The organism is Pseudoalteromonas sp. SG41-2 (assembly GCF_014164535.1).
GTDB classification, from domain to species: domain Bacteria; phylum Pseudomonadota; class Gammaproteobacteria; order Enterobacterales; family Alteromonadaceae; genus Pseudoalteromonas; species Pseudoalteromonas rhizosphaerae.
The window spans coordinates 111,957-132,733 of the sequence record NZ_JACJFK010000009.1 but is presented as its reverse complement, the minus strand read 5'-3'; the positions used below and the strand labels follow the sequence as shown (position 1 = coordinate 132,733).

The 20,777-nt window shown below is 41.2% G+C and carries 12 protein-coding genes; 8 read left to right on the top strand and 4 right to left on the bottom strand.

The window, feature by feature from the left end; genetic code table 11:
• Positions 1-21: 21 nt before the first annotated feature.
• Together H5186_RS09255 and H5186_RS09250 are read right to left on the bottom strand one after the other, a co-directional pair.
• Entirely contained in the window at positions 22-4,083 is a 4,062-nt protein-coding gene (locus H5186_RS09255; protein WP_182794387.1) for a DEAD/DEAH box helicase, read from the bottom strand.
• A 104-nt stretch (positions 4,084-4,187) separates the two neighbouring features.
• A complete protein-coding gene (locus tag H5186_RS09250) occupies positions 4,188-4,748 on the bottom strand; it encodes a short-chain dehydrogenase (RefSeq protein ID WP_182794386.1) in 561 nt (186 codons plus the stop codon).
• Between the two features lie 133 nt (positions 4,749-4,881).
• On the opposite strand from H5186_RS09250, the gene arfB reads away from it, so the two are divergent.
• Entirely contained in the window at positions 4,882-5,295 is a 414-nt protein-coding gene (arfB, locus tag H5186_RS09245) for an alternative ribosome rescue aminoacyl-tRNA hydrolase ArfB (RefSeq protein WP_145239847.1), read from the top strand.
• 1 nt (position 5,296) lies between these two features.
• Here arfB and hemH read toward each other — a convergent pair whose 3' ends face one another.
• Positions 5,297-6,316, bottom strand: a complete 1,020-nt coding sequence (hemH, locus tag H5186_RS09240) for a ferrochelatase (RefSeq protein WP_149981962.1) — start codon at positions 6,314-6,316, stop codon at positions 5,297-5,299.
• 96 nt (positions 6,317-6,412) lie between these two features.
• A complete protein-coding gene (locus H5186_RS09235) occupies positions 6,413-7,699 on the bottom strand; it encodes an HD domain-containing phosphohydrolase (protein ID WP_182740004.1) in 1,287 nt (428 codons plus the stop codon).
• A 162-nt stretch (positions 7,700-7,861) separates the two neighbouring features.
• Between H5186_RS09235 and H5186_RS09230 the strand changes: the two genes are divergently transcribed.
• The 7 genes from H5186_RS09230 (at position 7,862) to H5186_RS09200 (ending at position 20,682) form a co-directional block, all read left to right on the top strand.
• Complete coding sequence (locus tag H5186_RS09230) at positions 7,862-8,821, top strand: sensor histidine kinase (RefSeq protein WP_182718235.1); 960 nt, start codon at positions 7,862-7,864, stop codon at positions 8,819-8,821.
• Positions 8,822-8,931: 110 nt separating this feature from the next.
• Positions 8,932-9,582, top strand: a complete 651-nt coding sequence (locus H5186_RS09225; RefSeq protein WP_182718236.1) for a hypothetical protein — start codon at positions 8,932-8,934, stop codon at positions 9,580-9,582.
• 286 nt (positions 9,583-9,868) lie between these two features.
• On the top strand, positions 9,869-12,394 hold the full coding sequence (locus tag H5186_RS09220; protein ID WP_182794385.1) for a TonB-dependent siderophore receptor: 2,526 nt from the start codon (positions 9,869-9,871) through the stop codon (positions 12,392-12,394).
• Positions 12,395-12,503: 109 nt separating this feature from the next.
• Entirely contained in the window at positions 12,504-12,704 is a 201-nt protein-coding gene (arfA, locus tag H5186_RS09215) for an alternative ribosome rescue factor ArfA (RefSeq protein WP_149981958.1), read from the top strand.
• A 458-nt stretch (positions 12,705-13,162) separates the two neighbouring features.
• Positions 13,163-16,333: a glycosyl hydrolase family 18 protein gene (locus tag H5186_RS09210; RefSeq protein ID WP_182794384.1), complete on the top strand. Its 3,171-nt coding sequence runs from the start codon at positions 13,163-13,165 to the stop codon at positions 16,331-16,333.
• Positions 16,334-16,391: 58 nt separating this feature from the next.
• Entirely contained in the window at positions 16,392-17,987 is a 1,596-nt protein-coding gene (locus H5186_RS09205) for a lytic polysaccharide monooxygenase (RefSeq protein WP_182794383.1), read from the top strand.
• Positions 17,988-18,054: 67 nt separating this feature from the next.
• On the top strand, positions 18,055-20,682 hold the full coding sequence (locus H5186_RS09200) for a glycosyl hydrolase family 18 protein (protein ID WP_182794382.1): 2,628 nt from the start codon (positions 18,055-18,057) through the stop codon (positions 20,680-20,682).
• Positions 20,683-20,777: the final 95 nt, after the last annotated feature.

Sequence of the window (20,777 nt, the reverse complement as noted above, 5' to 3'; positions counted from 1 at the left end):
CGAAAGATAAACAGGTCTGAGCTACATTTCGCTGTTACTTAACAGCGCCAGTAGTTGATCTTTAGACATTTGCCCAGCATCACCACTGCCGGCGAGTACTTTATCTGCGAGTGCTTGTTTATGTTCGTGCAATTGCAGGATTTTTTCTTCAATGGTATTTTGTGCTATCAGTCGGTACACAGTAACGGGGCGTGTTTGCCCTAGGCGATGCGCGCGATCTGATGCTTGTTGTTCAACCGCAGGATTCCACCACGGATCGAGATGCAGTACATAATCAGCCGCCGTTAAATTAAGCCCCGTGCCGCCTGCTTTTAAGCTGATCAAAAACAGTGGTGCATGACCTGCTTGAAATTTATCAACTTGTTGTTTGCGTTTGTTAGTACTCATGCTGCCGTCAAGATAACAATAATCGATGCCGCGTTTTTGTAAGCGCTTTTCAACCAGTTTTAACACATCGACAAATTGGCTGAAGATCAGCGCTTGGTGGTTGTTTTCTAGTAATTCTTCAATAATCGCTTCTGCAGTGTCGAGTTTACTAGATGGCAACTTACTATTTTCTAATAACAACTGCGGGGCAATACAAGCGCGGCGTAATTTAGTTAATGACGCCAAGATAGTAATGTATTGGCTATCTTCCTGATTTGCTTGTTCAAGTGCGTTTAAACGGGTTGCTTCGTACAGTGCTTGCTCTTTTTCACTTAATGCGAAGGTTAAGTTTATTTCGGTTTTTTCTGGTAACTCGGTCAATACCGTTTGTTTGGTTCGACGCAGGATAAATGGAGCAATGAGGGTTTTCAGGGTATCGGCTTGTTGTTGGTTTTTATCGGCGTTACCAAAGCGCTTTTTAAATACTGGCAGGGTATGTAAAAAGCCTGGCATTAAAAAGTTAAACAAGCTCCACAGTTCACCTAAATGGTTTTCGATTGGTGTGCCTGATAGGGCAATTTTAAATTGACCATTGAGTGCAAATGCGGCTTTAGCTCTTAAACTCAAGGGGTTTTTAATTGCCTGTGCTTCGTCAAAGACAATATTAGCAAAAGAAAATTGCGCCAGTTGTTCACCAATTAGTGGCAGTAAACCATAACTGACGATCACTAAATCGTGTTTACCAGCCGTTGCCAGAATATCAGCGCATGCAGTGGCGTTTTCAATGATTTTTACATGCAAAGCCGGCGCGAATCGCTCGGTTTCAACTTGCCAGTTATGACACACAGATTTTGGCGCAACCACTACACTGGCACCTAAACTACTGCGCATTTGTAACACGGTTAAGGTTTGTAAGGTTTTACCCAGCCCCATGTCATCGGCTAAACAAGCATTGAGTCCCCAGTTGGCCAGTTGCATTAGCCATTTAACCCCGACTACTTGATAGTCTCGTAAAATATGGACTAAATGTGCAGGTAAGGTAGGGTCGATAGTTTGCTCAAATTTAGCTAAACGCGTTTTCCAGCTGTCACCAAATGTGACATCACCTAAGTCGGCAATGCTTTGGTGTAAAGGCAATGCACGCGCGTTGGCAATCCGTAGTTCATCACTTGGGTTGTGCTTATCAATATTTTGCATCCCTTCTAAGCGATTTAATAAGTTAGTTAAACGCTGATCCAATAATAATGAATTGCCTTCCGAAAACTCTAAAATGCTGCCACGGCGCGGGGCTTTAAGCAGGGTTTGTAATTCGTATATTTGGCCGCTAGGGAGTGAGATTTTACCACTGACGCTTAACCAATCGTTATCATCATTTAAGTTAAGAGAAAGGTGCTGGCTTTTGGCAACTCTCATGCCTTGGCTCGTTTCGTCCCAACTTAATACCAGAGACTGTGCTTTTTGCGCAGCTTCAAGTAACTCAATTGCTTGGCTAATATCTTCAGGTAAATAAAACTGCTGTTGAATTTGATTATGTTGCGGTGATTGCCGATCAGCAAATAATCCGGCCATACTTTTCAGTAATTTTCTAAACGCTTTTTGCTCTGCTTTTAAATCACGTTTAATAACAATGCTGTCGGTTTGATCATCATCAGTATGTGCCAGTGTCAAAGCACCAATGCCGGGCTCAACCCAAGGGCCATCTACGCCATTTGGCATGGCATAAAAGTTAATGTTGATACCTAATTGGGTAAGAGCGATCACTGCGGCAAATTCACACAAGCCTTGGCGTACGTTGTTGATATGAGCAAACTCGGTACGCTGGCTGCTAATATGATGCTCGTTAGCCAGTACTTGTAATGCGGCATTTAGTTGTGGCAGTTTTTCTTCGGTTAAATTATTGGGTTGTTGCTCAAATAGTTGCAGTAATTTGAGCTGTTTGTCATCAATGGCGAATACTTGGTAACAATTTGCGTGACTGTGGATAAGTAAAAAGTCACAGTCCGGATCGCTGATACTCGGTTGCATTACCAGGCGATAGCAATCATTGCTGTCTTGTGCAATTTCAATGACAAACTCGCCTTTGATCAGCGTAAGTGGCTGTCCATTGTGATCTTCAAGCCCTTTAAACCCTATTAGTGCTTGTAATACCGCGGCCGTTGCATGTATTTCGTGATAACCAAATCCGGCATGGTTGTTGAGCACTTGTACTAAGTTATGATCGGCGCTGGTTAATGCATCTTGATACTGGTTATAAGCAAGTTCTTGGGCGTTTACTTTACGACCTTTGGTCCATTCGCCTTTGGCATTGAGTTGCTGTACTTTGGCTTGTATGAGCGGTAAATCTAGATGGGTTAAATCCAGTTGCCATACAATTCGTTGCTGCGCAGTGGGCGTATCAATTTGGCTAATATCATTAAGCCAACGCTGCCATTGTGGGACGCGGGTAAAGTGCTGTAATAAACCAGTATTGGGTAATGGTGTGTCATCGCTAAGCCAATTAACTAAGTGCTGGCATTGCTCAGCTAACCAGTGTTGATGCGCACTAATTGCGCTATTGAGCTGTTCTAACAGTTCAGTATCACCCCTTAGATGATTTACCTGTTCGTCTGTGGCGTTTTTAATAATTGCCAGTAATAAGCAAAATAATGGCGCTAATGCATTCGGGTTACCAAGTAGATGACTTAAGCTGTTGCTTAAACGATGGTTTTGATAGTTAGCTAAATCCTCTTCCAGCAAATAATCAATCGCTTGGCTTGGGTGGCTTAATTCCCCAAGATTTTTTTGATACCATTTTCGACAGGTATTTAGTTGTTTAATATCTGCAGCGGTTGCACTGATAAATAGGCATATAGTGTAAAGTAATCCGGTGATCTCGGTCGGATAGATGCCTTTGCCAAAGTTTTTTCTAAACGCTGTTAAAGCGCTTTTATACTGTATCAAAGCAATATCAATAAACTCACCCTTGATGGCATTGGTATTTGCTTCATAAAAAGTGGCTAAAACACGGTCTCTTTTATCATCTAACAATTCAGCAAAATTATCTTCTTGTAATAATATGGCTAAATTCTCATTCAGATAAATGCGTTTTCTCAGCTCTGTTGTTGGGAGCGCTTTGGCAATCAGAGTCGGCCATGCACGCTCACTGGTGAGGTTGAAAAATTGACCGCGGATAAAGTTATCCAAGCAAAGCTGTTGCCATTGCTCAGGAAGGCATTGCCACAGTTGCTCGCTGTATGGTGATTGCGCGAGCAAATTAACAAAAGCGCTATCAAGCTCAAGTGATAAATCACTAGGGAGCGGTTTTTTTCCGCTTTTTGCGCGGTCAAGATCATTAAATAGCAGGTGCAGAAAGTGCACGGCTTGATCGTGGTAATAATAGCTTTTTGTAGCTTCGGTTAAAAAAGCATGCAATAAAACTGGCTGATGTTTTATAGCATTAATAGCTACATAAGCAACTGCGCTAACTGATATACGAAAGTTTGGTCCGTAGGGGAGCTTCCAAATTAAATCTTTAGATTCGAGTTGTTTAGTGTATTTAGCGACTTCAGCTTGAGAAAACGAATAGCCATTTTTAATGTGACTATAAAGACGTTTAGTGAGCTGCTGGACAGAGTTCTCATAGCCATGCGATGAGCCACTTATTATCAGTGCAAGTAATACACACAGTTGTTTTTGGTCGTTATCAGTTGTGGCGGGCGAAAAAGTACTTAATGGCATAAAATCAATAATTAAAGTCGCTAATGATTGCAGCCAGTATAAGTTTCAGCTGGGGGAGTTACAACTATAAAAAAGCGACCCTAAGGTCGCTTTTTTATAAAAACCTATTGCACTCTGGCAAATAGTTTTTGTAGTTGCGGCATATATTCTTTAATTAGTTTTAAATTACTTTCGCTAACAACCGGCGCATCTGTATTAGCAGCATTAGCTGAGTTACCAAGTGTGCCCATCATTGAACTAGCGCTGTTATGCTTCGAGCCGCCCATACTTTGCAAACCACCCATTAGCTGATTTACTTTATCTTTGTTTTCTGGCGATAAATTACCTTTGATGTTTTCAAGGTAAGCCATCGAGACTTCAGAACCCACAGTAATTAGTTGTTCAGGCGTGAAACCATATTTATTGGTAAGGGCTGCAAACTCTTTGTATAAATCATTATCTTTGATTGTACCAAGGGCGCCTAATGCCATTGCCGTCGAGCCCCCTTCAGAGCCACCTAACATACTACCCAAATCCATGCTTTTTAATGAATCTTGATTTTGTGACCAATCAGCAACCGCGGGTAATGCTTTCATATAACCTTGTAAATCTTTTTCTGTGATATCTGCCGCAAGGCTTGAAAAACTCATTGCTAACAAACTAAGAGATAAAATTATTTTTTTCATGTTGAGCACCTTTTTATTCAATTGTTAGTTGCATTAAAGACTATTAATTAGATAACCGCTATAAATTAAAGAGGGTTTTAGTCTGTTAACATCAGATGATATACTACATTTTTGCCTGATGTAGCTGAACCACATGTTAATTATTTCAAATACCGTAACAATCGATGAATGGGAAGTCGAGCTGTCAGCTATTCGTTCACAAGGAGCGGGTGGTCAAAATGTTAATAAAGTGGCCAGTGCGATCCACCTTCGCTTTGATATTAATCGCTCAAAGTTACCAGAGTTTTATAAAGAGCGGTTGTTGGCGTTCAATGATAGTCGTATCACTAAAGAAGGTGTGATTGTTCTCAAAGCGCAAAGTCATCGAACTCAAGAGCTAAACAGGGAAGATGCGTTAAAGCGACTAAAACAGCTTATTTTATCAGCCACTAAGGTCGAACGTGCTCGTCGTGCTACAAAGCCAACACGTAATTCACAGCGCAGACGCATGGATAAGAAAACCAAACATGGTAATACCAAAGCGCTGCGCGGCAGTGTTAAAGTTTAATTTATAAGTTTGGTTTAAGCACCTCAAATAACGCGTTAATATGATCGTCTCTATCATTAAGCGCAGCTATATAACGGTATTTTTCACCGCCAGCTTGTTCAAAAATCTCTCGGTTTTCACCTTCTAATTCTTCAAGTGTTTCAAGGCAATCAGCGCTAAATGCAGGGCTGATAATAGCCACGTCTTTAATCCCTTCGTTTGGTAAGCTCTCAAGGGTTGCATCTGTGTAAGGTTTTAACCACTCGGCTTTACCAAAACGGCTCTGAAAGGTGCTGATAACTAAATCTTTATCGAGTCCGAGCTTTTCGACCACTAAGCGAGTGGTTTGTAAACATAAGCAATGATATGGGTCGCCATTATCTAAAAACTGTTTAGGCATACCGTGGTACGAAAACACTAATTTTTGTGGCATACCGTGTTTTTCTAAATCTTCGCTAATGCTGTTAGCGAGTGACTCTAGGTAGGTTGGGTTTTTGTGATACCCATTTATAAAGTGAAGCTCTGGCACCCAGCGCCATTTTTTTAATACATTCGCCACGGCATCAAATGTTGAGCCTGTGGTTGGGCTTGAATATTGTGGGTAAAGTGGCAACACAATAATGCGGGTTAAGCCTTTATCTCTAAGCTCTTCAAGGCCGGCTTCGATTGATGGATTACCGTAGCGCATCGCCATAACCACTTCGGTATTGGTATAGCCATGCTGTTTTAATAAGGCATTTAATTTAAGGCTTTGCTGGCGTGTAATATGGGTCAGTGGCGAGCCATTTTCAGTCCAAATACTTTTATATAGTTTAGCTGAGCGTTTTGGGCGAATACGCAAAATGATGCCATGCAGGATGATCATCCACACAATACGCGGTATTTCTACGATACGAGGATCTGACAAAAACTCACGTAAGTAAATGCGCAATGCACTTGCTGTTGGGGCATCGGGGCTGCCTAAGTTGGTCAGTAAAATCCCTGTTTTTTGATTAAAACGCTGATCATGAGGGTTATCGGTAACGGCTGAAAATCGCGACACGCAATGCTCCTAAAGCAAAATAGACGGTTATGGAATATAGGCTATTAATATTAATAGCCTATTGTAACGAATGAAAGGGTTAATAGGATCACTGATTTACAATGATTTGATCATGATCCTAAATGGAGTCGGTTTTTTAGCTTCTAGTTGCTGTAACTTTTCAATGGATTTAGCACTAAATATATGCCCCTTTGGCAGCAACATAATCCCCGTGTGACTATGCAGTGCATGGCTAAGTACCATATTGATGGCTAGCTCTTTGGCCGTTATTATTTTCATCGAGCCTACTTTTGCTTGCTGCTTAATGCATTTAACTCGGCAAGCCTCCAAAGCTTGCACTAATTTAGGATGGTAAAAGTTACCGCTGTACATTTTTACTGTTTCGAGTGCATGTTGGTGCTTTTCTTCATCTTTTAAATTACTTTGTTCAAATGCATCCCAATAGTCACGTGCAAGCGCGAGTATCATTGCACTAAGAGGAATATCATTACCTTTTAATCCTTTAGGTAGGCCATTTCCGTTATAGCGTTCGTACTGGTGATAAATGGCGTCAGATACTTCATGCAGATGAGTCGCAGGCATTAACATCAATTGTGCTGTACTTGGATGCGTATAATAACTTTTGCGTTGCTGTTCATTAAGCGCATGCACGGGTTTTTCATAAAGTGCGGGATCCATTGCTAACAGCCCTATCTGAGCTAAGTAACCAGCCATTGCCGCCATTTCTATATTTTTTGGTGGTAGCTGCAACTGTTTTGCTATTTGCGTACAGGTATTGGCAATGTTCTGCGCTTTGGTGCCATCTAAATATGGATTGGCATTAATGAAGTTATAGAGCAACTCAACTGTTGAACTATGTTCGTGTTTTTCATGGGCGTTGGCAATTTCGAGTTTTTTAAGTACTTGTTTTATTTGTTTGGTTCTTTTTTCAACGCGCTGTTCAAGAGAGCTATTAAGTTCTTTGAGGACTTCATTATGGCGATTAATTTGTTGTTGGAGTTTCAGGTTTTGTTTTTTAAGTTGATATTTTTCAATACTGTCGGTGATGGAACGTAGTAATAAGTCATTTTGCCATGGTTTTTGGATATAGCCATGGATCTTGCCTTGATTAACAGCTGCTAAGGTGATTTCGATATCTGCATAACCAGTAAGTAAAATACGCTGAGTATCAGGTGCTAATTTTTGCGCTTGTTGAAAAAGTTCAGCGCCATTCATTTTTGGCATCCGCATATCGCTAATAATTACATCAAATTCATACTGTTTGATTAATTTTAGTGCATCTATAGGTGAATCACTGGTAAGTACCGTAAGTTGCTGCGTTTTGAACAGCCGCGATAAAGAACGTAGCACAATCTCATCATCGTCAACGCATAATACTTGCATGGTTGGTAGGTCTGCTGATTGACTCACGATTTTACCTATGGATAAACAATATTATTAACCATAGCCTGTCTGCTATAGTTTTTCTAATTAAACCGTGTCATTGGCATCAATTGTGCTAATTTTAATGACAAGATAATCGTTTTTAATTGCTGGTTAATTAAGATGGATGCGATAGATGAAGACTACAAGCAAGCTTATTTTCGTGAACGTACCGCGCGTATAAAGGCTGAGCAGCTGATTGAAGATAAAAGTCGCGTTTTATATGCACTAAATGAAGAGTTAATAAAAAAAGTAGCTGATCTTGAGTATCAACAGCAGTTATTTATTCAAGCAGAAAAAATGGCCACTTTAGGTACCTTATGTGCTGGGGTTGCCCATGAAATTAATAATCCCTTAGCTTATGCAATGAGCAATGTAGAAAGTTTGCAACAGAGCATGCATGGCTTTTGTGAGTTACTTGATTTAAACCAGCAATATTTAGCTAAGAGGATTAGTGAAACAAATTTTCAACAACAGTTAGCATCACTTAGTGAGCAGCAATCATTTGCTGAACTGCAGCAAGATATTCATCAACTAGTGGCTGATAGTGCTGAAGGCTTAAGGCGCATTAATCAAATCGTGGGCAATTTGCTTAATTTTGCGCGACCAACAACTAACAAGAAACAATTGGCTGATATGACAGATGCTGTGAAAAATGCGCTTAAATTGCTTAAAAATCAATTAAAAGGTTGTCAGTTAACCACATCAATAACGACATTGCCGCTGAGTTATTGTGATTTGGCAACCATCAATCAAATAATGGTTAACATACTTATTAATGCTTCACATAGTTGCGAAGCATTAATTGATAGACAAGCACATATTCACGTGCAAGTTGATAGCGACGACCAGCAAATAATTATTAGTGTTAATGACAATGGTTGTGGCATGAGTGAGCAAGTGCTTGCAAAAGTTTTTGATCCATTTTTTACTACTAAACCAGTTGGCAGGGGGACCGGTATGGGCATGCCATTAGTGTACACTATGGTTAATGATCATCAGGGAAAAATTGAAATTGAGAGCACCGTAAATATAGGTACATGTGTGCGATGTATATTTCCAGTGTTGAGTGAGCGACCTTAACTCAGGCAAAAACCATTTAACCAGAGTTAGGTTAAGTAATAATTTGCTTTTAAATTAGCCAATTGTTGGTTAGTGTAGGTATGAATTTTATAATAACTTGAGGGTGAATAATGCTTAATGAAAAAAGTGAATTGGTTCTTAGGGATTATCTAAGTCAGCACCCTGAACTAAAAGTGGTGAGTTCTGACAGCGTGATTGGTTTTATCAGTGGGTTATTGGCGTGCTCGGAATTTTATGGCGAGTCAGAAATTGCCAATTATATTGCTGATAAAAATGACCCTATTTATACCCAATTAATGACAAGCTCAGCGGAGCATGACGCAATGATCACGCTGCTGGATAATGTAACCGAAGCTCAGGTAGCGCAGCAGCATATACTGGCAAGTATTTATCCTCATGGTAAAGATGCTAAAGCGCCGAGTGAGCAACTACAACAATGGTGTGTAGGCTATTTAGCTGCTTATATGGTGAATCAAGAAGTATGGCAGCATGACTTTAACTTTTTACTCAGTGCCGATAAACAGGTCGTTGAGAATCAGGCGGATGGACAGTTATTTATTGATAACTTTGAAGCGACGCTTAATTTACTAGCCACTTTTGCGATGTGGCCAGATTCGCTCAAAGAGCATCCAGAACCTGCGGTACTTAGTGAAGGCTTTGCGCTACTGTATACCGGATTAGATGAAAGTCTTACTGGCATTGCATCCATGGCATTGATGCTAGAAGATGAAAAACTGGCTTTGTGGGAAGAAGAAGGCTAGAAAACATAGTTTTAACAACCAGCATGATTTGAATAATCATGCTTTTTTTTGTTTAAAATTCAATCAAAAACATGAAATAGGAGAAAATTTAGCTAACTTTTGCATATATCGACCATTGTCGCAGTTAAATATGTTTCTTTTTATATGTGTATGTTGCTAGGATGTTTGCCAAAGCGCAATTTTGTAAATGACGCTTGATCACACTAATTATAACTTTTATTAATTTACCTGTTTACTACTGCAATTGAGTAAACAGGTGAAGAGTCAACAGGGTCGAACAACACACATGACAACACTTCGTTTAAATACATTGGCTATCGCCGTAGGACTTGCATTTAGCACCTCTTCAGTTATTGCTGAAGAAGCAACAGTTCAAGCAGAAAAAAATATAGAACAAATTTCCGTTTTAGGTTCACGGGTTTCTAACCGCACAGCAACTGAATCTTCGTCACCCATTGATTTAATTGACGCTGATGATTTAAACAAAGGTGGCTTTACCGAGCTTGGCCAAAGCTTACAAGCTACAGCGCCATCGTTTAATTTTTCGCGTACTCAAGTATCAGACGGCTCTGATTTATTCCGCCCAGCAACATTACGCGGCTTACAGCCAGACCAAACGCTGGTTTTAGTAAATGGTAAGCGCCGTCATAATCAATCTATTTTTGGCCTTAATGGAACAGTTGGTGCAGGTGCTGCGGGTACCGATATGAATGCTATTCCACTGACTGCACTTAAAGGGGTTGAAGTATTACGTGATGGTGCAGCAGCGCAGTATGGCTCTGATGCTATTGCTGGGGTCATTAACTTATCACTGAATAACTCAACAGGTATAACAACTGGTTATGTACAATATAGTGAAACAGCTGAAGGTGATGGCGAGACTATTTCAGCGGGTTTAAATCGCGGTTTTGATTTGGGCACTGAAGGCGGTTTTATTAATTTATCTCTTGAGTATCGTGATGCCGATGGTACTAACCGTGCAGAGCGCGATACCGGTGGTTCGCTTGATGTAGAGCCAGGTACGTTATCTGACAACGTTCGTTGGGGCCAAGGTAATTCGGAAAGTGAATTTACCTCGTTATTTTATAATATGGCATTGCCAATGAGCGACGGTGAGCTTTACTCGTTTGGTGGTTACTCTGAGCGCACTGCACTGGGTAACGGCTTTTACCGTAACTTTGACGAAGCATCTAAAAATGTTACTCAAGTATACAGTGATGGTTTTTTACCGCGCATTTATAACGAAGCACAGGATATTTCTATTGCGCTAGGTTTTAAAGGTGATATTAATCCAGATTGGAATTACGATGTATCGGCAGTTTATGGTGAAAACCAATATGACTTTACATCACGCAATACATTAAACGCTTCTTACGCGGCGGAGTATTTATTTAATAACCCAACGGCAAGTGATGCTGAGATAGCAGCAAATGCAGGCCCAACTGCTGGTTACTCGGGTGGTTTTAGATTTGATCAAACCACAATAAATGTAGATATTAATGGTATTATTGATATCGGTCGCAATGAGCCTATTTATCTGTCATTTGGTGGCGAATATCGAAAAGAAAATTACCAGATAGTACCTGGTGATGAAGCATCGTACGCTTGTGGTTTAGCTAATAATAGTACTTTGTACCCTTCAGTAAACAATCCTAATTTTGTTGCTGAGTGCGGTTTTCAAGCTTATAACGGTTTAAGGCCAGAAGCATCAAACAAACAAGGTCGTGACAGTTATGCATTTTATGTGGATGCAGAAACCATGCTCACTGATGACTGGAATATCAGTGGTGCACTTCGCTATGAAGACTTCTCTGATGCTGGAGATGATTTAATTGGTAAGTTAGCTACGCGTTATGAATTTAACGATGACTTCGCAGTTCGTGGCGCGTTATCAACTGGTTTTAGAGCGCCATCACTTCAGCAAAGCGCATACACTGCGTTTACCACTAATTTGAATAATGTTGGTGAACTTGAGCAATCATTTATTGCTAAAGCAGGTTCAGATCTTCCTGTTGCTTTAGGTGTTGAAAGTTTAGAATTAGAAAGCTCCAGAAATACTAGTTTTGGTTTTGTTTATGATGTAAGCAGTGAGTTGTCATTAACAGTAGACTTTTATCATATAACAATAAAAGATCGAATTACTTTGGGTAACTTTATTAAAGCTGAAGATCTTGCATTTAACCCCACTGCTGTTGCTGCTCTTCAGGCAACAGGATCTGACCAAGCTGCTTATTTTTCAAACTCAGTCGATACAACAACAGAAGGTGTCGATATTATTGCGTCATATCGCACCGATTTATATGACGGTAATTTCTCTGCTACGTTTGCCGGTAATTTAAACGAAACCAAAATTGACCGTGTCAATGCAGCACCTGGTATTCCTGAAAACCTAGCACTTGATGATATTCAAAGTAGCTTTTTAACTGATGGGCAGCCGGGCGAACGTGCAACGCTAACGTTTGATTATGAGCGTGACGCGTATAGCTCAATGATCCGCTTTAATTACTTTGGAGAAACCGATGTGAAGTACTTTGGTAATGACCATATTGAACTTGCAACAGATGGCTCATTTAAAGCAACCAGTACGGTAGAATCAGCTGTATTAGTGGATTTAAATGTAAGTTATCAAATTAACGATATGTTTGCGTTATCTGTTGGTGCAGACAACGTATTTGACGAAACACCGGATGAATTAGGCGATGATGAAGTATTAAACGCTATTTCAAATGGGGCATTTAAATACCCTTTACGAGCATTGCCTTATGGCTTTGATGGCAGAAGTTATTACGCAAAAGTAAGTTTTAGTTTCTAAATTTATAGTTGTTTATTAAGCCCGCAAATAAGCGGGCTTTTTGATTTAAAATACTTGTATTTTTTTATATCAAGCATACAATCGCAAAACTTTTAAAGAGGAAAAATAAATGAGTAAACGTCGTTCTAAAGTGACTAAATCTACAACATCAGTAGATACAGGTCGGGGTGTTATTCGCGATAATGCATTAGCGGCATTAGTGACATCGAAAATTTTTAAGCCACAAATTGTAGCTGCTAAAAAAGGCAAAGGCGCTTACAAACGCAACAAAAAACACGCAGGACAAGAGTCCTATTTAATCGCCGCTTAATGACGTTGTGATCAAATAGGGCTTTTATTTAAATGCTATTTTTTACAAAAAATAGCAAGCTCCGACATTTTTTTAAAAACCTCGCTTAGATAATTTTTTTCTAAGCGAGGTTTTTTGGTTATATAGTCTACCACCTTATTGTTTATATCTATTCCCACTCTCATTTACGTTTTCGTAAAACTTGCTAGAGCCCGCGAAGATACTCGCAAATAAAACTTAACCATAAATTAACCTTGTATTCATATTCTGTATGCGAAATTACCCTTTCTTTAAACGGGATGGCTCTAATTTAGTTCTAAATAACGATAAAAAATATATTTTATGGTCTTTTTTTATTAATAAAGCGGCTGTTTTATATACATCATATATCCAAATTAAGTTGACGTATGAGTTAACTGTGGTAGTTTTTAAACTGAGTTGTAAATTTAATGTTATATTTAACCCTGGGCGGAGGAGCTATGAGCTCACAAATGACAATAAAAAATGCTTTTAAGCTAAGTGCGGTATCGCTTAGTTTTGTAGGCTTAAGTACGCATGCAGCAGTTGACTGTAGTGTATTAACACAATGGCAAACGGGTCAAACTCACAGCGGTGGCAGCCAAGTACACGCACAAGATAATGCGTATGAGGCAAAATGGTGGACACAGTCAAATCCAGTTGAAAATGCTGGTGACTGGCAAGATTGGAAACTTTTGGGTTTGTGTGACAGCGCTGTCACAGAAAGTCAGGCGCCAAATATTACAGTATTAACCCCCGCAAACAATTCTCAATTTGCTGATAAAGACAGCGTTGTCATGACTGCGCAAGCAACCGATGACGATGGCTCTGTGACAAAAGTTGAGTTTTTTGTTGATGGTGCATTAATCGCAACTGATAGTAGCGCACCGTTTAGTACTAATTGGCCTGCAGTTGTCGGCACACATCAAGTGAGTGCTGTGGCAACCGATGACGATGGCGCGCAATCTACGCAAGTGATCAATACGATCAGTGTTACTGAGATCGTGGAGCCGGTTAATCAAGCACCGGTGGCAACAATTAGTTTCAGCAGTTTACCAACAGAATTAACGGTTGGCTCACAAGTGGTGTTTGCGCTTGCTGGTACTGACAGTGATGGTCAAGTAACGGCACTTAACTTTGCGGTTAATGGTGCTGATGTGCACCAAGCAAGTACGGCATCAAGCAGTTATGCTTGGCAAGCAACAGCGCTTGGTCAGGCAACCTTTACGTTAACGGTAACTGATAACGAAGGCGCAACAGCCCAAGTAACAAAGCTGCTTACTGTTGTTGAAGAAAATACCGGACCAGTGACTGGAACTGATTGTCATCCGCAGGGGTTATATCAAACACCAGGTGTAAATACGCCGTATTGTACTGTGTATGATGCAGATGGTCGTGAGATAATGGGTGTTGATCATCCGCGTCGTGTAATTGGTTACTTTACCAGTTGGCGCAATGGCGCAAATGGCCAACCGAGCTATTTAGTAAATGATATTCCATGGGATAAGATAACTCATATCAACTATGCGTTTGCCCATGTTGATGCCAATAATAAAGTATCGATTGGCGATCCAAATGCTGCAGGTAATCCAGCTACAAATATGGAATGGCCAGGAGTGGTAGGTGCCGAAATGGACCCAAGCTTCTCGTATAAAGGTCACTTTAATCTTTTAAACAAATTCAAAAAACAACACCCACACGTTAAAACATTAGTATCTGTAGGTGGTTGGGCTGAAACGGGTGGTTTCTTTGATGAAACGGGCCGCGTTGAAAGTGGTGGTTTTTATACCATGACGACCAATGCAGATGGTTCAGTTAATCAAGCGGGTATTGATGCCTTTGCAAAAAGCTCAGTCGAGTTCATTGAAAAATATGGTTTTGATGGTGTTGATATTGATTATGAATACCCATCATCAATGAAAGATTCAGGTCATCCTGATGATTTCCCAATTTCAAATGCATGTCGTGCAGGTTTAAATGCATCTTACCAAGTACTAATGAAAAAGCTGCGCGAAGAGCTAGACCGTGCTGGTGAAAAAGCGGGTAAACATTATTTACTAACAATTGCATCGCCTTCTTCAGGTTATTTACTACGTGGTATGGAAACATTCCAAGCGGTTAAATACCTCGATTACGTTAACATCATGTCTTATGACCTTCACGGTGCATGGAACTCGCATGTTGGCCACAATGCGGCCTTGTTTGATACCGGTATTGATTCTGAACTAGCGCAATGGGGGGTTTACTCAACAGCTGAGTTTGAAGGGATTGGTTATTTAAATACTGATTGGGCGGTACGTTATTTTCGTGGTGCAGTATCGGCAGGACGTATCAATATTGGTATTCCTTACTACACCCGAGGTTTTAAAGATGTCAGCGGGGGTACTAATGGGCTGTGGGGGCAATCTGCACTACCTAATCAAGCAGATTGCGCAACAGGTACCGGCGTTGGTGAAAAGAACAAGTGTGGTAATGGCGCATTAGGCATTGATAATCTTTGGCATGATAAGAACGATGCAGGACAAGAAATGCCAGCAGGTTCTAACCCGTTGTGGCATGTTAAAAATCTTGAGAACGGCATTGTTGGTTCGTACTTAGGTGTGTATGGCTTAACACCAGAGACTGATGTTGATGATCAATTAACGGGTACTTATACACGTCACTATGACAGCGTTGCTGTTGCACCTTGGTTATGGAACTCAGAGAAAAAAGTATTCCTATCTATTGAAGATGAGCAGTCTATGGCAGCTAAAGTTGATTACGTAATTAACAATGGCCTTGGCGGTATCATGTTCTGGGAACTTGCTGGTGATTATGATTTTGACTCAGCAAAAGGTGAATACTTCATGGGTTCTACCTTAACAACTTTGGCTTATGACAAGTTTAACCAAAGTGGTGTGGCGTACGACACTCATCCAGGTAATCCAAACTTTGTTGTACCAACTGAAGCGGTAGATGTAACGTTTGCAGCAAAAGACTTCCCAATTGGTGATGATAACTACCCAATTAGCCCAACATTTGCGTTCACTAATAACTCCAATATTGATCTAAGCGGTGCGAAAATTTCGTTTGATGTACCTGTATCAACATCGGCTATTTTTAAATCTAACTGGAACGCACAAGAAAAATTGGGCATGGCAGTTGAAGTAAATGGCTCAAATGCCGCAGGTAACAACATTGGTGGGTATGAAAATGAATTCCACCGTTTTTCAATCACTCTGAACAATGAATGGGGCGGTCAACCGAAAGACTTCAGTGGTGGCAAAACAGTCAATGCGCAAGTTATGTATTACATGCCAATTACCGGTCCTAGTAACTTTACTATAGAAAAAGATGGCAAAGTTTACGCGTTCAAATTTGAATTCCCACAATTGCCTGATGGGACTACCGGTGGCGGCGACACCACGGATCCTGGTAATGGTGGTGGCGATACATCTGGTATGTGTGAAGGTGTGGCTGTGAGCTCAATCCCTGTATATCCAAACTTCCCTCAAAAAGACTGGGCAGGCAATCCAAGCCATGCCGCAGGCGGTGACTTAATGGTTCATAACAGTGCCGTTTATAAAGCGAAGTGGTGGACAAGTTCTGAACCAGGAGCAACAGCTGACTGGACTAAAAGTTGTAGTCTGTAAGTAAATAATAGGGGCAAGTTTGCTTGTCCCAAAATTTCAGCTTTTCAAGGACAAAACAATGAAAGCTATTAAATTTAAAACTTTATCACTCTCGGCAGTGGCAAGCAGCGTATTACTAACAATTATGCCAGCGCAAGTGAACGCCCATGGTTATATGGATAGCCCAAAAGCGCGGCAAGCTTTTTGCCAAGCCGATGGTGGGTATTGGTGGCCAGAAGATGGCACTAATATTCCAAACCTTGCTTGTCGTGCCGCATTTTTAGAGTCGGGTACAGTGCAATTTGTACAAGATATTGAGTTTTCAGTTAATACACCGGACTACTTAAATCAAGCTGCGGTAGAGGCTAAGGTACCAAATGGGTCGTTATGTGCCGGTGGTGACAACGCAAAGCGTGGTATGGATTTACCTTCGCCGCATTGGCAACGCAGTGATGTGGTGCCTAATGCCAATGGTGAAATTCAAATTCGTTACTTAGCAGCAACGCCGCATAATCCCAGTTTTTGGCAGTTTTATTTAACTAAACCAAGCTTTAATGCAGCAACAGATGTATTGACGTGGGCTGACTTAGAGCTAGTTCAACAACATGAAAATATTGACGTTATCAAAGATACCGATGGAAAGCGTTATTACGAAATGAATGTTGCTATTCCACAAGGGCGCAGCGGCGATGCTATTTTATATAGCCGTTGGCAACGTATTGATGTGGTGGGGGAAGGTTTCTATAACTGTAGCGATATCAATATTGTGACAGACGCAGGGCCGACGGATCCGAGTGTTTGGTCAAGTGTTGGTTACTTTGTTCGTCAAGGACAAAGTGCCATTGCTGGTGACACTGTTTGGGCACGTTTATTTGATGAAAATGGCCAAGAGGTTATCAATCAGCAATTAAAAGTGACCGCTGCGAATCAAGTGAGTTGGCAGCAAGCACTGGCACAACAACTGAACTTAGATTATGCCCACTTAGTACAAATTGGCGTGCAAAATCAAGCCGGTGACGTGGTTTATAACAGTACTGATGTACTGACTAATCAAGTGTATAGCAGTAATGAAAATTACACTTATAGCTTAAGCGTGCAAAGCGCTCCCACTAATACTGCGCCAATTGTACATACGCCAGATGATTTAGTTGTCGATGAAAACACCAGCACAGCCTTACACCTTCATGCTTTTGATGATGAACAAACGCAATTGAGCTACAGCTGGTTAGTGCCAGCACCACTGAGCTTTACCGGTGGTGACGCAAACGTGGTGATTAGTGCGCCAGAGGTATCAACAAGCACAGATTATACCGTGTCAGTGTCGGTTTCGGATGGTCAATTAAGTACTCAAACTAGTTTTAAAGTCACCGTAAATGACAGCGTTATCACTGATCCTGATGTTGTAGCTTGGAGTAGTAGTGCAGTTTATCAAGCCGGTGACAAAGCCAGTTTTCAAGGAGTTGTTTATACCGCGAAATGGTGGAGTCAGGGTCAGCAACCTGATAGCTCTAATGCATGGCAAAGCGATTCACAATCGGATGTGAATAACGATTGGAATGCAAGTAAAGCCTATCAAAGTGGCGCTGAAGTAACCTATCAAGGACAGCGCTATAGCGCTAAGTGGTGGACTCAAGGTGATACACCTGGACAAGCCAATGTATGGACCAAACTTTAATAAGAAGCCTAAGTTTTGTAGTTCAAACTTATTAAATAATTAAATTAATAATGGATAAGAGAGAAATATGAATATTAAACAGTTAACAGCAGCCATTGGCGTTGCTCTATTTGCAAGTACAGCCTTTGCAGCACCGTCTACACCAAGTATTAATTGGGAACCGCAACAATATTCGTTTGTTGAAGTGAACTTAGAAGGTAACGGTTCTTATAAGCAACTTGTTACCCGTGTGGAGCAGGTGAGCATCAATATTCAATGGAGTGCATGGAGCGGTGACGGTGGTGACAGCTACAAAGTTTACTTTGATGATATGTTGGTAAATGAAGGCACACTTTCTGCAGGTTCTAAGAGCGGAACTATTTCTTTCCCTTATGACAAAGCTGGTCGCCATACATTGTATGTAGAACTATGCGAAGTCGGTACTACTTGCGCACGCAGTGCCGGTAAGCCAATCGTAATTGCAGATACCGACGGCGGGCACTTAGCGCCATTGCCGATGGATGTTGATCCTAATAATCGTGATATTGGTACCAAAGCAGGGTTAGTGACCGGTGCGTATTTTGTTGAGTGGGGTATTTACGGTCGTGATTATGATGTAACAAATATTCCAGCACAAAACTTAAGTCACATTTTATATGGCTTCATTCCAATTTGTGGTGAAAATGCATCACTAACTGGCAGTCCTAAACAAGCACTTGAAACAGCCTGTGCTGGCTCTGCTGATTATGAAGTGGTTATCCACGATCCATGGGCTGCTGTACAAAAAGCATTACCAGGTGTGGATGCAAAAGATCCAATCCGTGGTACGTATTCACAGTTAATGGCACTTAAGCAACGTTACCCCGATCTTAAAATCTTACCATCAGTAGGTGGCTGGACGCTTTCTGATCCATTTGGTGGTTTTACTAATAAAGCTAACCGCGACACCTTTGTAACATCAATGGAAGAGTTTTTAAGAACCTGGAAGTTTTACGATGGTGTTGATATTGACTGGGAATTTCCTGGTGGTGACGGCCCTAACCCAGATATTGGCGATCCGATAAATGATGGTCCTGCATACGTTGCGTTAATGCAAGAGCTGCGCGCTATGCTTGATAAGCTTGAAGCTGAAACAGGCCGTACTTATGAGCTTACGTCAGCAATTGGCGCTGGTTACGATAAAATTGAAGACGTTGACTACCAAGCCGCTAGCCAATACATGGATTATATCTTCGCTATGACTTATGACTTTTATGGGGCATGGAGTGGCGTAACTGGCCATCAAACTGCGCTTTATTGTGGTGAGCATATGAGCGTAGGGCAATGTAATGGTACGGGCGTAGATGAAAACGGTGAGCCACGTAAAGGCCCTGCTTATACAACAGATAACGCAGTACAGTTATTATTAGCACAAAATGTAAACTCGAAAAAAATTGTTGTTGGTACTGCTATGTATGGCCGTGGTTGGGAAGGTGTTTATCCAACAGGCACCACTATTGATGGTAACCCTATGACAGCAACAGGCTCCGGTCCATTAAAAGGCTCAACAGCACAAGGCGTGTGGGAAGATGGCGTTATTGATTATAAAGGCATCAAAACTCATATGATTGGTGCTGCAGGTACTGGTGTTAATGGCTTTGAAGTAGGCTACGATGACCAAGCGCAAGCGGCGTATGTGTGGAATCGCGCCACAGGTAAACTAATCACTTATGATAGCCGTGAGTCAGTGATAGCTAAAGGTGCTTATGTTAATCAATATAACTTAGGTGGGTTATTTGCATGGGAAATTGATGCAGATAATGGCGATATTCTCAATGCTATGCACGATGGCTTAGGCGGAGTTGTTACACCACCAAGTAATAAAAAACCAGTGTTATCAGTATCAAGCACTTTAACCGTGAACGCTGGCGAAAGTGTTTCTGTCAGTGCTTCAGCAACAGATGCCGATAATGATCCACTGACGTTTAGTTGGACTGCATCACCTGAGTTAACAGTATCTGGCAGTGCAACAAGCACATTGGCAATTACTGCACCTAACGTAACCCAAGACAGCCAGTTTACCGCAACCGTCAGTGTAACTGATGGCAAAGCAACGGTAAGCCAAAGTGTTTTGGTTAATGTCATCGCGCCAACAACTGGTGACAACACTGCACCGACAGTTGATGCGATTGCTGATATCACTATTGAAGAAGGCGCTTCTGCAGCAGTAACGGTTGTTGCCTCTGATCCGCAAAACGACGCACTGACTTATACATGGTATGTCCCTGCAGGTCTTACATTAGTTGGCAGTGGTGCCAGTGTTAATCTTACGGCCGGCGCAGTAGCTGCAGATACAAACTTAACAGTATCTGTGGCAGTAAGTGACGGCCAAGTTGCTACCACTCAAAGCTTTACTGTAACGGTAACTAACACCGATACAACGCCTCCTACAGGTGATACGTGGGATGCCAGTAAGGTATATGTTGGTGGCGATACTGTTGTTTATAACGGCGTAACATACAAAGCTAAATGGTGGACTCAAGGTAATCGTCCTGACTTAGGTGGCGTTTGGGAAGCAATTACGCAACCAACAGATGATACAGGTGCTCTGATTTGGCAGTCATCAGCAACTTACAATAGCGGTGACCAAGTTTCTTATGGTGGTAACAAATACCAAGCGAAGTGGTGGACTCAAGGAAATGAGCCCGGCGTAGCAGACGTATGGAAATTACTTTAATTAGCCTATTAATCAAGCCTACTTTTAGGTAATAAATTAAAGTGTAATTTACTCACATAAAGCAGCTTTCGGGCTGCTTTTTTTGTATTTCGAGT

Excerpts from the sequence above, each read along its gene's own strand:
- H5186_RS09255 (WP_182794387.1), bottom strand. The coding sequence starts at position 4,083 with ATGCCATTAAGTACTTTTTCGCCCGCCACAACTGATAACGACCAAAAA.
- H5186_RS09250 (WP_182794386.1), bottom strand. The coding sequence starts at position 4,748 with ATGAAAAAAATAATTTTATCTCTTAGTTTGTTAGCAATGAGTTTTTCA.
- arfB (WP_145239847.1), top strand. The coding sequence starts at position 4,882 with ATGTTAATTATTTCAAATACCGTAACAATCGATGAATGGGAAGTCGAG.
- H5186_RS09235 (WP_182740004.1), bottom strand. The coding sequence starts at position 7,699 with ATGCAAGTATTATGCGTTGACGATGATGAGATTGTGCTACGTTCTTTA.
- H5186_RS09230 (WP_182718235.1), top strand. The coding sequence starts at position 7,862 with ATGGATGCGATAGATGAAGACTACAAGCAAGCTTATTTTCGTGAACGT.
- H5186_RS09225 (WP_182718236.1), top strand. The coding sequence starts at position 8,932 with ATGCTTAATGAAAAAAGTGAATTGGTTCTTAGGGATTATCTAAGTCAG.
- H5186_RS09220 (WP_182794385.1), top strand. The coding sequence starts at position 9,869 with ATGACAACACTTCGTTTAAATACATTGGCTATCGCCGTAGGACTTGCA.
- arfA (WP_149981958.1), top strand. The coding sequence starts at position 12,504 with ATGAGTAAACGTCGTTCTAAAGTGACTAAATCTACAACATCAGTAGAT.
- H5186_RS09210 (WP_182794384.1), top strand. The coding sequence starts at position 13,163 with ATGAGCTCACAAATGACAATAAAAAATGCTTTTAAGCTAAGTGCGGTA.
- H5186_RS09205 (WP_182794383.1), top strand. The coding sequence starts at position 16,392 with ATGAAAGCTATTAAATTTAAAACTTTATCACTCTCGGCAGTGGCAAGC.
- H5186_RS09200 (WP_182794382.1), top strand. The coding sequence starts at position 18,055 with ATGAATATTAAACAGTTAACAGCAGCCATTGGCGTTGCTCTATTTGCA.